11 protein-coding genes are annotated in these 13754 nt (G+C 54.1%); all 11 read left to right on the forward strand.

The genetic code is table 11. From position 1 onward, the window contains the following. The first annotated feature begins 91 nt into the window (after positions 1 to 91). The 11 genes from C4334_RS08260 to C4334_RS08310 all read left to right on the forward strand — a co-directional run bounded on the left by C4334_RS08260 (position 92) and on the right by C4334_RS08310 (position 13687). Positions 92 to 2455 (forward strand): GumC family protein, encoded by a 2364-nt coding sequence (locus tag C4334_RS08260; protein WP_352431610.1) that lies wholly within the window; start codon positions 92 to 94, stop codon positions 2453 to 2455. After that, the gene (locus tag C4334_RS08265) at positions 2455 to 2946 is read left to right on the forward strand and encodes an acyltransferase (RefSeq protein ID WP_352431611.1); all 492 of its coding nucleotides are present in this window, start codon (positions 2455 to 2457) and stop codon (positions 2944 to 2946) included. Before C4334_RS08260 ends, C4334_RS08265 begins: the two co-directional genes overlap by 1 nt. A 68-nt stretch (positions 2947 to 3014) precedes the next feature. Further along, positions 3015 to 4151 (forward strand): DegT/DnrJ/EryC1/StrS family aminotransferase, encoded by a 1137-nt coding sequence (locus tag C4334_RS08270; protein WP_352431612.1) that lies wholly within the window; start codon positions 3015 to 3017, stop codon positions 4149 to 4151. Positions 4152 to 4179: 28 nt separating this feature from the next. Further along, a complete protein-coding gene (locus C4334_RS08275) occupies positions 4180 to 5205 on the forward strand; it encodes a Gfo/Idh/MocA family protein (protein WP_352431613.1) in 1026 nt (341 codons plus the stop codon). 26 nt (positions 5206 to 5231) lie between these two features. Continuing rightward, on the forward strand, positions 5232 to 6422 hold the full coding sequence (locus C4334_RS08280; RefSeq protein WP_352431614.1) for a DegT/DnrJ/EryC1/StrS family aminotransferase: 1191 nt from the start codon (positions 5232 to 5234) through the stop codon (positions 6420 to 6422). 128 nt (positions 6423 to 6550) lie between these two features. Then, the gene (locus C4334_RS08285) at positions 6551 to 7483 is read left to right on the forward strand and encodes an ABC transporter permease (protein WP_352431615.1); all 933 of its coding nucleotides are present in this window, start codon (positions 6551 to 6553) and stop codon (positions 7481 to 7483) included. A gap of 186 nt (positions 7484 to 7669) precedes the next feature. Further along, entirely contained in the window at positions 7670 to 8953 is a 1284-nt protein-coding gene (locus C4334_RS08290) for an ABC transporter ATP-binding protein (RefSeq protein ID WP_352431616.1), read from the forward strand. A 4-nt stretch (positions 8954 to 8957) separates the two neighbouring features. After that, positions 8958 to 9980, forward strand: a complete 1023-nt coding sequence (locus tag C4334_RS08295) for a class I SAM-dependent methyltransferase (protein WP_352431617.1) — start codon at positions 8958 to 8960, stop codon at positions 9978 to 9980. Between the two features lie 582 nt (positions 9981 to 10562). Beyond that, complete coding sequence (locus tag C4334_RS08300; protein ID WP_352431618.1) at positions 10563 to 11720, forward strand: glycosyltransferase family 2 protein; 1158 nt, start codon at positions 10563 to 10565, stop codon at positions 11718 to 11720. Positions 11721 to 11884: 164 nt separating this feature from the next. Beyond that, positions 11885 to 12850 (forward strand): glycosyltransferase family 2 protein, encoded by a 966-nt coding sequence (locus C4334_RS08305; RefSeq protein WP_352431619.1) that lies wholly within the window; start codon positions 11885 to 11887, stop codon positions 12848 to 12850. A gap of 126 nt (positions 12851 to 12976) precedes the next feature. Further along, a complete protein-coding gene (locus tag C4334_RS08310; RefSeq protein WP_352431620.1) occupies positions 12977 to 13687 on the forward strand; it encodes a class I SAM-dependent methyltransferase in 711 nt (236 codons plus the stop codon). Positions 13688 to 13754: the final 67 nt, after the last annotated feature.

Here is a 13754-nt window from a genome sequence, read left to right on the forward strand (position 1 = left end):
TTCGGTTTGCGCGGCGACTTGTTATTGCGCGTATCTTTGGTATGATTTTCGGCTTGCGCCCCGACCGCTTTTCTGTCGGGAGGAAGGATTTATGCAAGACAACCGGTTGCTTCCCATTTCGCAGTCGGAGCGGCAGTTGGACCGCCCTTTGCACGAGTTCACTTTGGGACAGTCTGCGACCCTGATCGAGCAGGCGCACCTGCGCGAATACTGGGCGATCATCTACAAGCGGCGCTGGTTGATCCTCAGCATCGCGTTGATTGCCACCTCGCTTGTCGCCATCTACATGTACCGGCAACCGGACGTGTACGAGGCGAGCGTGACGATCAACATCGAACCTCGGCGGAGCGTGTTGCAGACCAAGGGCGACGTGCAGGTATTAACCGCGCCCAACGATCCAAACTACTGGAGCACACAGCTCAAACTGCTCGAAAATCCGCAATTGGCGCGTCAAGTGGCGCTGACGTTGGACCTGCCGAACAATCCGGCCTTTTTGAGCGGCCAAGCTGGATCGAGCATCACAGGCGCGGTGCGACGCCTCTTCGCTGCGCGCGACAAGCAAGAGGGCGATCGCGGGAAGCTGCAGGTTGTCACCGATAGCCAAGTCGATGCCGAAAACCTGACGCCAGAGCAACTCGAACGTTTAGCGCCGTACGAAGAGGCCATTCGCGCTGGGATCACGGTCGAACCGGTTGAGAAGACCAACCTCGTCAATATCCGTTTCCAGCACACAAACGCGGAGATGGCCGCCAAGGTCGCCAACACCATCGCCGACGTCTTCATTTACAACAATCTGGAACGCGAAACGCAAGGCGCGCAACGCGCCTCCGTTCTGCTCGCCAAACAGATCGCCGAACTGCAGTTGAAAATCCGGCAAGGCGAAGAAGCGCGCATCAACTACCTGCGCAGTCACAACCTGCCGCTCGGTCAAGCCAAGGGGCAGAACCTGACGCTGGAACGACTGGCGACGCTGAGCGGACAATTGCTCGCTGCCGAAAACGAGCGCAAAAACCTCCAATCGGCTTACGAAGCGGCACAGCGCGAGACCGACATCTGGTCGGTGCCCGAAGTGCAAAGCGAGCAGCGCATCCAGAAGCTGCGCGAACGCATCGGCGAACTCGAAGAGAAGCGTGCCGCCTTGCTGGTCCAGTACACGCCGGAATGGCCGGAGGTCAAAAAGATCGACGAGCAGATCAAGCGTCTCAAGCAAGACCTCGACAAGGCCCCGTATGAAGTGATCAAAGCGATGAGATCGCGCTACGAAGCGGCGCTCGCGCGCGAGAACAAGTTGAAGCAGTCATACTATCAGGAGGCCGCGGCGGCGAATGAGCAGAATCAGGCGGAGATCGAACTGAGCCGCATCACGCAAGAGCTGGAGACCAACCGGCAGTTCTACAACACGCTCTTTCAGCGGCAGAAAGAACTGGAGATCACTTCCAACGACCGCGCGAGCAACATCAAGGTCGAAACCCCGGCGCACGTCCCACAGGAACCGGTCGGTCCGAAACGTCTGCGCAATATCCTGATCGCGCTGCTGGTGGCGCTCGGCGCCGGCATCGGACTCGCCTTCCTGCTCGATTACCTTGATGATTCGTTGAAATCGGCTGAAGACGTCGATCGTTACTTGCACTTGCCGACGTTGGCGCTCATTCCGGCTCCGCGCGCCGAACGACAACGATTGCTTCGGGCCAAAGAAGATGTGCCCGAGGAACAGAAAGAGAAGACCGCGCTGGCGCTCATCTCCGACGTGCGCTCGCCCATTACGGAGGCTTACCGCCACTTGCGCACGCAGCTGTTGCTATCGCAGGCTGGACAACCGCCGCGCACCTTGCTTCTGACATCGAGTCAGCCTTCGGAAGGCAAGACGACCACTGCCGTTAACATGGCGGTGATGCTCGCCCAGATGGGCGCTGAAGTGCTGTTGATCGATTGCGATCTGCGTCGCCCGCGCATCCACACCCATTTCAACCTCGCGAATGTGCGCGGCGTAGCCAATTACTTGGCGGGCGAGCGCGATACCGAGTCGCTCATTCAAACGCACGCGCCTTTGCCGAACCTGAAGATCATGACTTCCGGACCGGTACCGCCGAGTCCAGCGGAACTGCTTGGTTCCGACGAGATGCGCCGTCTGGTTGCGGAGATGAGCGCACGCTTTGCGCACGTCATCATCGATTCGCCGCCAGTCGTTTCGTTCACCGACGCAGCCATCCTCTCGACCATGGTTGATGGGGTAGTCCTCATCGTGCACGGCGGACGCAGCTCACGGGCTGTGGTACGTCGCGCGAAGAGATTGTTGCAAGACGTCGGGGCGCACATCATCGGGGTGGTGCTCAACAACGTCAAGCTGGATGCGCACGATTACCAGTACTACGCCAGTTACTACGCCGCCTACTACGATGAAGAGAAGGAGAACGGGGAAGTCCCCGAGGGCGCGGCTGAAAAAGGAGCACGGTAATGCGCGGCGAGTTCTGTTGCATCGCCGACGACGTCGTGCTCGGGCGCGATGTGCTCATCTACAATTTCGTCAACCTCTACGGTTGCGAGATCGGCGACGAAACGCGCATCGGCTCGTTTGTCGAGATCCAGAGGGGCGCACGCATCGGACGACGGTGCAAGATCTCCAGCCACAGCTTCATCTGCGAAGGCGTCACCATCGAGGATGAGGTCTTCATCGGTCACGGCGTGGTCTTCATCAACGATATCTACCCGCGTGCGACGCGCCCCGATGGAAAGCTTCAAACGGCGCAAGACTGGACTGTTGTGCCGACCGTCGTGCGTCGTGGAGCGTCAGTCGGAAGCGGCGCAACCATCCTCGCTGGCGTCGAGATCGGCGAGAGGGCCATCATCGGCGCGGGTGCGGTGGTGACCAAGGACGTGCCCGCCGAGGCGATCGTCGTCGGCGTGCCGGCCCGGTTGCTTCGTTCAATTCACGACCGGCGTCGATGATCAAAGGACCGCTTCGCGCGCCCAGTCGGGTCCATCCTCGTCGCCTCGCGCGAGGCGAATAACCGAAGATGACGATCCCATTTGTCGATCTGCGTGCGCAGTACCAAGAGATCAAGCGCGAAATAGATGAGGCGATTGCGCGCGTCATCGAGAACTCGTCCTTCATCTTGGGACGGGAGGTTGAGCGTTTCGAGCGCCAGTTCGCTGAGTACACGGGCACGCGCTTTGCCATCGGCGTCAGCAGCGGCACCGCTGCCCTGCAACTTGCGCTGATGGCTTGTGGCATCAGGCCAGGCGACGAGGTGATCGTTCCGGCCAATTCTTTCTTCGCCACGGCAGAGGCGGTCTCAACTGCTGGTGCGACGCCTGTCTTCGTCGATGTCGATCCTATCTCGCGCACGATCAGCGCCGATGAGATCAGGCGTGCCATAAGCTCGCGCACGCGGGCTGTGATCCCAGTCCATCTCTATGGTCAGCCGGCTGATCTCGATCCCATCTTGGCGCTGGCGCGAACGCATGGCCTCGTGGTTATCGAAGACGCGGCGCAAGCCCATGGCGCACGCTACCGCGGGCGGCGCGTCGGCACGTTCGGTGTCGCTTCGTGCTTCAGTTTCTATCCGGGAAAGAACCTCGGCGCATACGGCGAAGGGGGAGCCGTCTTAACCGACGATCCGGAGATCGCGCGGCGCGTCATGATGCTGCGCGATCACGGTTCGTTGCGCAAATACCATCACGAGCTGGTCGGTTACAACTTTCGCATGGAAGGTATTCAAGGTGCGGTGCTCGCCGTCAAACTGCGTTATCTGGATCGGTGGAACGAACTAAGGCGAGCGCACGCCGAGCGTTACAAGGAACTTCTAAGCGAAACCCCGCTCTCTTTGCCGGTCGAGATGCCCTACGCATACCATGTCTATCACCTTTACGTCGTCGAGACGCCGGAGCGCGACCGGCTGCAACAGGCATTGCACGATGCCGGCATACAAACCGGCATCCATTATCCCGTGCCAATTCACCGGCAGCCAGCCTACCGCTCGCTCAATCAAAAGAGCTTGCCGGTGACGGAAACGCTCGCGGCGCGCGTGCTGTCGCTGCCGATGTTTCCGGAGCTGACCGCAGAGCAGATCGCCGAAGTCGCTCGTGTTTGTCGAGCTTTTTTCATGGATCGTAAGGAGGGCGAATCGGTTGTCTCCGGCGCGCGCTCATAGCGTTTCATTCTGTTACGAGGAAAAAGAATTGAGAACGAAGATACAAGTCGGCGTCATCGGCTGCGGATATTGGGGTCCAAATCTCGTTCGCAACTTCGTCGAGAACGACTCGGCGGAACTCACTTGGATCTGCGACCGGGACGCGCAACGGCTACGGATGATCGGACGGCGTTACCCTTTCGCGCGGCGAGGCGACGATTTCCGCGAACTGCTGGCCGATTCGCGCCTCGATGCCGTGGCCATCGCCACGCCCGTCGCGACGCACTACGAGATCGCGCGCGCCGCGCTCGAGGCGGGCAAGCACGTGCTCGTCGAAAAGCCATTCACGGCGAACGCGCACGAGGCCGAGCGACTGATAGAGCTCGCCGAGAAGCACCGTCTGGTCCTGATGGTTGATCATACTTTCGTTTATACAGGGGCCGTGCGCAAGATCAAAGAGATAGTCGAAAGCGGCGACCTCGGCGAGCTGCTCTACTTCGATTCGGTGCGCATCAATCTCGGCATCTTCCAGACCGATGTCAACGTCGTTTGGGATCTCGCGCCGCATGACTTATCGATCATGGACTACGTCGTCGGGCGCGATCCGGTCGCCATCGTTGCCAACGGTAGTTGTCACATCGAGCAGGGCATCGAAAACATCGCCTACGTCATGCTACGGTTCGACTCGTCCTTCATCGCCCATTTTCACTTCAACTGGCTCTCTCCAGTCAAAATACGTCGAACTCTGATCGCCGGAAGTCGGCGTATGATCGTTTACGATGATATCGAACCGACCGAGAAGGTGCGCGTCTATGACAAAGGGGTGACGCGCGAGGCGAACGACGACAAAGAGGCTGCCTACCAGACTCTCGTGAGCTATCGAACGGGCGACGTGTGGGTGCCGAAGCTCGATTCCACCGAAGCTTTGAAGCACGTCTGCGCGGAATTCCTCTCAGCGATCGCTGAGCGGCGAAAGCCTCTCACCGATGGCGAAGCAGGCTTGCGCATCGTGCGCTGGCTCGAAGCCGCGCAATCTTCCATCGCTGCCGGTGGTCGCCCCGTAATGCTCCGTTGAGATCTTCGGACGAGGAGCGTTCCTTGATGATGGTAAGAGAGGTTCGCCGCATGGGAGAGATCAAAGTGCCGCTCATTGACCTCGACGCGCAACACGCTCTTTTGCGCGAGGAGTTGATGACGGCGATCGCGCGCGTCGTCGCTTCACAGCGTTTCATCCTCGGACCGGAAGTCTGCGCGCTCGAAGAGGAGATCGCACGTTACGTTGGGACCAAATACGCCATCGGTTGCGCTTCCGGATCAGATGCGCTTCTGCTCGCGTTGATGGCCCTTGAAATCGGTCCGGGCGACGAAGTGATTACGACGCCCTACACCTTTTTCGCTACGGCCAGCGCCATCGTGCGTCTGGGGGCGCGTCCGGTGTTCGTTGATATCGACCCGCAAACCTACAACATAAACCCGCGAGCGATCGAGCAGGCCATTTGTGCACGAACGCGCGCCATCATCCCAGTTCACCTTTTCGGGCAATGCGCCGACATGCGCGCCATCCAGAAGATCTGTGCGCGACATTCTATTCCCATCATCGAAGATGCTGCCCAAGCCATCGGGGCCGAGGATGACGGACGGCGCGCCGGTTCAATGGGAGCGATCGGGTGTTTCAGTTTCTATCCGACGAAGAACTTGGGCGCCATGGGCGACGGCGGAATGCTCACCACTAATGACGACGCCTTGGCGCAGCGCTTAAGAATGCTCCGCGCGCACGGCGCAGAGAACAGGTATTACCACCGCTACGTCGGCATCAACAGTCGCCTGGACGAACTGCAAGCGGCGATCTTGCGCGTCAAGCTGAAGCATCTGGATGACTGGGCGGCAGCGAGGCGACGCAACGCCGTGCGCTACGCGCACCTATTCGCCGAAGCCGGACTGACGAACTCACAAGCGAATTCCAGACAAGAGCGGGCGAAGGTTGCGCTTCCGCAGGAACGCGAAGGGGCTCGGCACGTATTCAACCAATATGTGGTTCGCGTTCACGGCGACCGTCGCGACGCCGTCAGGGCGCGTTTGGCAGAGCGAGGCGTCGCGTCGGAAGTCTATTATCCTGTGCCTTTGCATCTGCAGGAATGTTTCGCCTATTTGGGCTATCGAGAGGGGAGCTTCCCTGAAGCTGAGCGCGCCGCACGCGCGTCGCTCGCCCTGCCGATCTACGCTGAACTAACCGAAGAGCAGCAGCGCCATGTGGTGCAAACGGTGCGCCGCGCGTTGGCAGAAGCGCTGTGAGCGACCGCTTCGCTTGACCTTGGAAGGCGCATGCCGATAAACTTTGCACTCTTGTCGCTGAGCGACATAAAGATATTCTTTCGATCAGGTGTTGGCGTTGGGGGAATCCCCGGCGCTTTGGAAGGCGAATGGATTCAAGCACAGGGGAAAGGGCTGGCTTGCTGGAATCAGCGCCACCTCTTCAGAGCGAACGGGCTGATCCTCTGCCCATTCGCAAACCGTCTGAGCAACATCAGTTGCCGGAAAAACCGCTCGTCGTCATTGAACCGAGTCGCGGTTGGTCGCCGGTCAATCTTCGCGATCTGTGGGTTTATCGCGAGCTGCTCTACTTTCTGGCGTGGCGCGATCTGAAGGTGCGCTACAAGCAGACGGTGATCGGCATCGCGTGGGTGGTGATGCAGCCGCTCCTTTCAACGCTCGTCTTCACGCTCTTTTTGGGGAAGCTCGCGCGCGTGCCCTCCGACGGCATCCCATATGCGCTTTTCGCTTACGCTGGATTGCTCCCTTGGACCTTCTATTCGAGTTCGCTCAACAACAGCGGCAACAGCATCGTCGGCAACGCGCACCTGATAACAAAGGTTTATTTCCCGCGCATCATCATCCCGGCGGCTGCCGTCGCAGGGCGCATCGTCGATTTCGCTATCGCTTTCGTCATCCTTGTCGGTATGATGTTCCTTTACGGCGTGCCGTTCACGCTGGAAACGTTGATGCTCGTCCCCTTGGTTTTGTTGTTGACGCTTTTCGCGCTCGGCACGGGGATGTGGATCTCGGCGCTCAACGTCAAGTATCGCGACATCGGCATCGCGCTGCCCGTTTTGATCCAGCTTTGGATGTTCGTCTCGCCCGTGCTCTATCCGGCGAGCTTGGTTCCGGCCCGCTGGCGCATGCTCTACGATCTAAATCCCTTGGTTGGCTTGATCGAGAATTTCCGCGCCGCGCTGTTCGGTTTGCCTTTCAATTGGCGGGCGTTGGTTCTATCTACAGTCTTCACGTTTGCGATGTTGATCTACTCGGCCTATGCTTTTCGGCGCATGGAGCGGGAGTTCGCCGACGTCGTCTGACGCGCACGACTCCTTTGCGTGTGTCCGTCTCCGTCGCGCGACACCTCCTCAAAGGTTGAACGAGTCTTGCGGCGTGCGACGTCAATGGTCCGTAGTGCCTTCAGCCGCGTATGACTCTTTTGCGGTCGATTTCCCGAACGGTTTAGCGCGCACCTTCTCACGGGCGCGGTCGCTTGTGCAGCTTGTATGAGGCCGATCATCAAAGTCGAAAATTTGAGCAAGCTTTACCGCATCGGCACGCGGGGGCCAGCTTACAGAACGCTGCGCGAAACGCTAGCCGGAGCTTTTCGCGCGCCGCTCGCGCGGTTGCGTCACAATGGGCAGGCCGATTCGGAGACGATTTGGGCGCTCAAAGACGTCAGCTTCGAAGTCTATCCTGGGGAGGTGATCGGCATCATCGGGCGCAACGGGGCGGGCAAATCGACCTTGTTGAAGATCCTGTCGCGGATCACTGAGCCGACGACCGGACGCGTGGAGCTATATGGAAAAGTCGGCAGCCTGCTGGAAGTCGGGACGGGATTTCATCCAGAGCTTACCGGGCGCGAGAACGTTTACTTAAACGGCGCGATCTTGGGTATGACGCGCCGCGAAATAGATAAGAAGTTCGATGAGATCGTCGATTTCGCCGAGATCGAAAAGTTCATCGACACCCCTGTCAAGCACTACTCAAGCGGCATGTACATGCGGCTCGCTTTTGCCGTCGCCGCGCACTTAGATCCTGAGATAGTGATCATAGACGAAGTTCTAGCCGTAGGAGACGCAAACTTTCAAAGGAAGTGTTTGGATAGGATCAGTAAGATCTCTCAGGAAGGTAAAACAATACTCTTTGTCGGTCATAATATGGATGCGATGCTGTCCATGTGTAAGAGGTCAATGTTGTTGGATCGCGGCTCAATTATAGTCGAAGGCTCTCCTCATCTTGTAGCGCATCGATACTATCAACATATGGGTGCCCAGAAGGGAATCCTGACAGATAGATATTGGTCAGCGGAAAATTCACCAGGGGATAACTTGGTTCGACTACGTAGAGTTAGATTGCGTAACCAAGATGGAGACACACTGCTAAAAGCTCAAATTGATCAACCTTTAGGTGTGGAAATGACTTATGAAGTGCTAGAATCTGGGCATGTCCTGGTGCCTAACTACCATTTCTTCAACGAATTTGACGTTTATATGTTTGTCGTACATGATACGGATCCTAATTGGCGGGGAAGACCAAAGCGCGTCGGCAGGTATATCACTACTCTCTGGGTTCCAGCAAACTTTCTCTCAGAAGGGTGGGTCCGCATAGGTGTTGCTGTAAGTTCTTACAAGGTCGGGAAACCTCTGGTTCACTTTTACGAAACCGATGCCCTAAGCTTTGAAGTCATCGATACATACAGCAGCGCAGGTGCTAGAGGAGACTACATGGGACCTGTCCCGGGGATCATAAGACCAAAACTAAATTGTACAACCTTACATGAGGTGTGAGCGGTTGAGCGGAGAGGGGAAATTGATATGTAAGGTGTGCGGCGCAGCGGATGGGCACAACTCTTACATATTGCGTGAAATGATGTTCGGCTATAGGGATCAATTCGAGTATTTCGAATGTAGAGAATGTGGTTGTCTGCAGATAAAAGATATTCCGCCGAATTTGCATAAATATTATCCGTCAAACTACTGTGCCTTTCAACCACCTCAAGTAGCAGTTCAGAGGGAAAGAGAGTTCGTTGGTTGGCGGGAAAGATTCGTCCTTAAGCAAGCTTACAAATACTACCTAAACAGAAACTACTTGTTGGGAAGGTTTTTCAAAGAACGCCATAAAATACCTCCTCCTGAAAATTGGCCCCACTGGTTGAAATACTCTGGGGTCAATTTAAAGCTCGATTTCAAATCGAGGGTTCTGGACGTCGGGTGTGGATCAGGAAGAGATTTGCTCTTGTTAAGAGCTTTAGGATTCAGCTCGTTGCTTGGCGTTGATCCATATATCGAGGAGGATATACATTACGAGAGCGGAGTCAGGGTGGAGAAAAAGCACTTATGCGATCTTAAAGTTGCCAAACCATTTGATTTGATCATGATGCATCACTCTTTTGAGCACATGCCGGAGCCCGTGAAAGTAATGATGGATGTCAGAAAATTGCTTAAGAAAGGCGGCATTCTGCTCGTTAGAGTTCCTGTTATGGGATCATACGCTTGGAAAAAGTACAAAACAAACTGGGTGCAACTTGATCCCCCGAGGCATCTTTTTTTGTATTCAGTTAAAAGCATGATCGTTTTAGCAAGCCGGATGGGTTTCAAATTGATTGCTACTTTATATGATTCAACGTCTTTTCAATTTTGGGGCAGTGAACAATATCTCAGAGATATCCCCCTTTTTGATGAGCGATCTTGGGGGGTAAATCCAGAGAGAGCCGTCTTCGTTGCCTCCCAGATAGAGGAATGGGAAAGGGAAGCAATAAGGCTAAACGAGATGGGACTAGGCGATCAAGCGTGCTTTTATTTACAGAAACAGTGAACTCATCGCTGCTTATTTTTAGACCGTCTTATAATTTTGTCATCGGTTCAACAACGCGAAAAGGGCGGACGTGCAAGTTTCAAAAGCCACCCTGAAACGCTTCAAGCGTGAACCCTGTTAGTTCTATAGCCAATGCGGACTACAAATGATCCACAAGTAATCAAGTTCATAACTGCTGCTATGAGCGCAACATTGCTACCTAAGATCTTCATTTAGAAGGTGAACTATCGACACCGGTGATGTAGACCGCTAGCTGAAAGCTGCCATAAGACCAAAGGAATTCCCCTCTATCCTCTATTATAGGGTTTGGTAGAGACGTGAACGTGTTGATGCAAGATGGCCTTCCCAATTCTCATGCTTGTTTGTGCATATGTATCAACCTCAATCGCTTGCTACGTTGCACAGCTTCAGAGGTAAAATTAGGCGTTTATTTTCGGCAATACAGCGACAATGTTGCGCCTTTGAATATTAAACGCTGGCGACTCACCAGTAGGGCTTGGACCGAGCAAACAAAATCGCCCTAAAATTGGCTGGTCGCCGGGTTGATTAAGCTTTTCATTGAACTGTCAAAAAGCCGTTCCAGTGAGGAGAATAGCCATGAAGATATCCGTAGCAATGTGCACTTACAACGGCTCTAGATTCGTTAGGGACCAGTTGAAGAGCTTTGCTATTCAAACGAGATTACCTGATGAACTAATTGTTTGCGATGATAACTCTTGCGATGAGACGGTTAACATTATAAGTGACTTTGCGAAAACCGCTCCCTTTCCTGTTCGTTTATATGTCAACAGCACCAACCTAGGGGTCGTCAAAAACTTCGAAAAAGCGGTAAAACTTTGCAATGGAGATCTCATAGCGCTTTCAGACCAAGATGATGTTTGGTTGCCGGAGAAACTCTTGCTTGAAGAAGAAATTTTCCGTTCTCATCCAGAAGTTGGATTGGTGTTCACTAACGCAGAAGTCGTAGATGAGAAGCTCACGCCTCTAGGATATGACCTTTGGAGCACAGAAGGTTTCAACTCACAAAAACAGAGGTTGGTTTTGGAAGGCAAAGCTTTCGAAGTGCTTCTAAAGAGGAACTTCGTCACTGGAGCCACAATGATGTTCAAACGAAAGTTCCTGGAAGCTTGTATGCCATTCCCATATGTAACTAACGAAATGATAAAGAGCAGTATAATTCATGATTATTGGATTGCGTTAATCATTTCGGCTCTAGCCGATATAAGATTCATAGACAAAAAAGTAGTCAGGTATAGACAACATACCTCCCAGCTTTTAGGAGCGAGCATAACGAATAAAATTCAGGTCATCGAATGCTCAAAGTTCAAAGAGCACCCAGACGAACTAAATACCCTGCTTGGCGCAAATAATCATAAATCACATAAACTGAACCTGTTCCGAGGCATACACCTGAAGAAATACAATTTCTCTCCTTTCATAGAGGACTTCTCTCCTTTCATAGAGGACCTCAACCGGAAGATAAACCAACTAAAATGGGTGGAAAATGCACTTTCTAGAAACCGTGAAAGAGCGGCTGGTTCGGCCCTTCTTTTGACGAGAAGGGAGATAATAAATTTAGAGGAAAAAATTGCGCACCTAAATGCAAGGCAACAGGTACATAGTAGCGGTTTTAGCAAGGGAACGCTCTTGATCATGCGAGAACTCGCTTCTAGTAGATACCATAAACACTCAAACGGTTTACGAAGCGCATTGAAAGATTTCGTTTCGTGCTTGGTTTGATCTTTTGCTTAGCGACCGCGTAAACTACAATTATTACGAGGCATGTCTCGAGAACTTGAGCCTAGCCCTCTAAAGAGTTCGTGGGCTCCTGATTTCGGGGTGCCGTCGTTGTTCCATGAAGTCGTGTAGTTTCCCGAGGACGCCATTTAAGCCGAGCACTTTTTATGGTGTCAGTGGAACTTTCTATCATCATCGTCAACTGGAATGGTCTGCACCTGCTAGAGCAATGCTTGGCTAGCTTGTCGGTCTGCCCTCCAAAGGTTGAGCATGAGATCATCATCGTTGATAACGCTTCGACCGATGACAGCAGAGAGTGGCTGCGTGAAAGGGCCTCCTTAGATCATCGGATAAAAATCATCGAAAACGAGGTTAATTTAGGATTTGCCAAGGCGAACAACATCGCCTTTCGGAAGGCGTCCGGGGCCTTCTTCTTGCTGCTGAATTCGGATACCGTAGTCAAAGAAGGCGCGATAGACATCTTGCTTGAGGGCCTCAAATCAGATCCCTCGATTGGAGCTTGTGGACCGAAACTCCTAAATCCCGATGGTTCGCTCCAAGTGAGCGTTTGGAGGAATCCCCCGACTCCCTTGGAGCTGCTCATCAGTGGCCTAAGGTTGTATAAGTTGATCCCCAAAAAGTGGCGTGGCAGATTGTTTTTGGGGCCGCACTGGGATCACTCGACGCGGCGCGAAGTGCGCTTTCTTAGCGGCGCTGCTCTCCTTGTAAGAAAGGAGGTGGTGGAAAACGTCGGAGGTTTGGACGAAAAGTACCATATGTACCACGAAGATGTTGAGTGGTGCCTGCGGATACATCGGGCCGGTTGGAAGATGGTCTTTGAACCGAGAGCGGAGATCGTTCATTATGGTGGGCAAAGCTCAAAGAAACGCTGGGGCGATCTGGATGCGATAAGGGTGCGCACCGAAGCTTCATTAATGTTCCAATATTCAAACCTTCCACGCTGGCATTACATCAGCAATATGTTAGCTCAAACGGCGGTTTTGCTTTGTGAAGCGGCTTGGCGACGCATCAAGGGGAAACCTCGCGCGGACGTTGAGTTGGCCCTTAAATTACATCTCGGTTACCTATGGGATCACCTAACCAATAGGCGACGTAATTCGGCGAGAGCGTGATGCGCTTTTGACTGCTCTTTGGGCTTATGAAGATCCGTAAATATTTGCAAGAGTCGTGTCGTCGGGGTTGAAGGATTTCGCCAAACCAATTCGTACTCAGCTCTCTCGTTCGAGTGGGGGTGGGATATGCTAGCCAGAAGACTCCTCCAAGCAATTAGATGGAGACTTGGTCTACGGGTTGCCGCGACCGAACTAGAAGTCGGAGACGATGGGAGCTTTGCGGCTTTTTACAGCAGCCGCATCACAGATTGCAACTTCCTCTCTGATCCCACGCACTACGAATATCCACGCGCGAAGTGGGTGCTAGATAGGGTCAGCGGTGGGATAGTTCTAGAAGTCGGCTGCGGCAACGGTGGGATGACACGCTTGCTCGCCTCTCAAGCGGACTTGATTGTCGCGTTAGATGTCTCTTCCCTTTCGCTTCGGGAGCTGGAGGGTTTGAAACTCCCGAACGTGGAGATCGTGCAGGCGTTCATTGAAGGTTACCGTCCGGATAGGAGATTTGATTGGATCGTGATGACAGAGGTGCTCGAACATGTGCGGCGCCCCAAACAAGTGGTTCGGCATTGTCTCTCGTTGTTGAAGCCTGGAGGAACGTTGCTGATTACCACACCACATGGCCATTGGGAGTCAAACGAGCATCTTCACGAATTCGACTTGGTTTCTTTCGGTGATATCTTGGTGAAAACCGAGGCGGAAACGATCAAATTAGGCTATCTGCGTGATCGCGAGAACCGGCGACGTTGGTTGATCGCAGAGGTGACGGCACCACATAGTCCGCCCGCACCTTTAGCTAACCGTCGTCAGATTATGAGGGAGAGAAGGCAAAGGACCTAATTGGCGGCGAAACGAACGAGTTACATGGTTGTGCAACATGATTTCTCAACGAAGGCAAAGGACCTGA

The sequence above is a fragment of the Pyrinomonas sp. genome, assembly GCF_040289685.1.
Taxonomy (GTDB): Bacteria; Acidobacteriota; Blastocatellia; order Pyrinomonadales; family Pyrinomonadaceae; genus Pyrinomonas.

Coding starts and splice junctions, on each gene's coding strand:
- C4334_RS08260 (WP_352431610.1), top strand. CDS start 92: ATGCAAGACAACCGGTTGCTTCCCATTTCGCAGTCGGAGCGGCAGTTG.
- C4334_RS08265 (WP_352431611.1), top strand. CDS start 2,455: ATGCGCGGCGAGTTCTGTTGCATCGCCGACGACGTCGTGCTCGGGCGC.
- C4334_RS08270 (WP_352431612.1), top strand. CDS start 3,015: ATGACGATCCCATTTGTCGATCTGCGTGCGCAGTACCAAGAGATCAAG.
- C4334_RS08280 (WP_352431614.1), top strand. CDS start 5,232: ATGATGGTAAGAGAGGTTCGCCGCATGGGAGAGATCAAAGTGCCGCTC.
- C4334_RS08285 (WP_352431615.1), top strand. CDS start 6,551: ATGGATTCAAGCACAGGGGAAAGGGCTGGCTTGCTGGAATCAGCGCCA.
- C4334_RS08290 (WP_352431616.1), top strand. CDS start 7,670: ATGAGGCCGATCATCAAAGTCGAAAATTTGAGCAAGCTTTACCGCATC.
- C4334_RS08305 (WP_352431619.1), top strand. CDS start 11,885: ATGGTGTCAGTGGAACTTTCTATCATCATCGTCAACTGGAATGGTCTG.
- C4334_RS08310 (WP_352431620.1), top strand. CDS start 12,977: ATGCTAGCCAGAAGACTCCTCCAAGCAATTAGATGGAGACTTGGTCTA.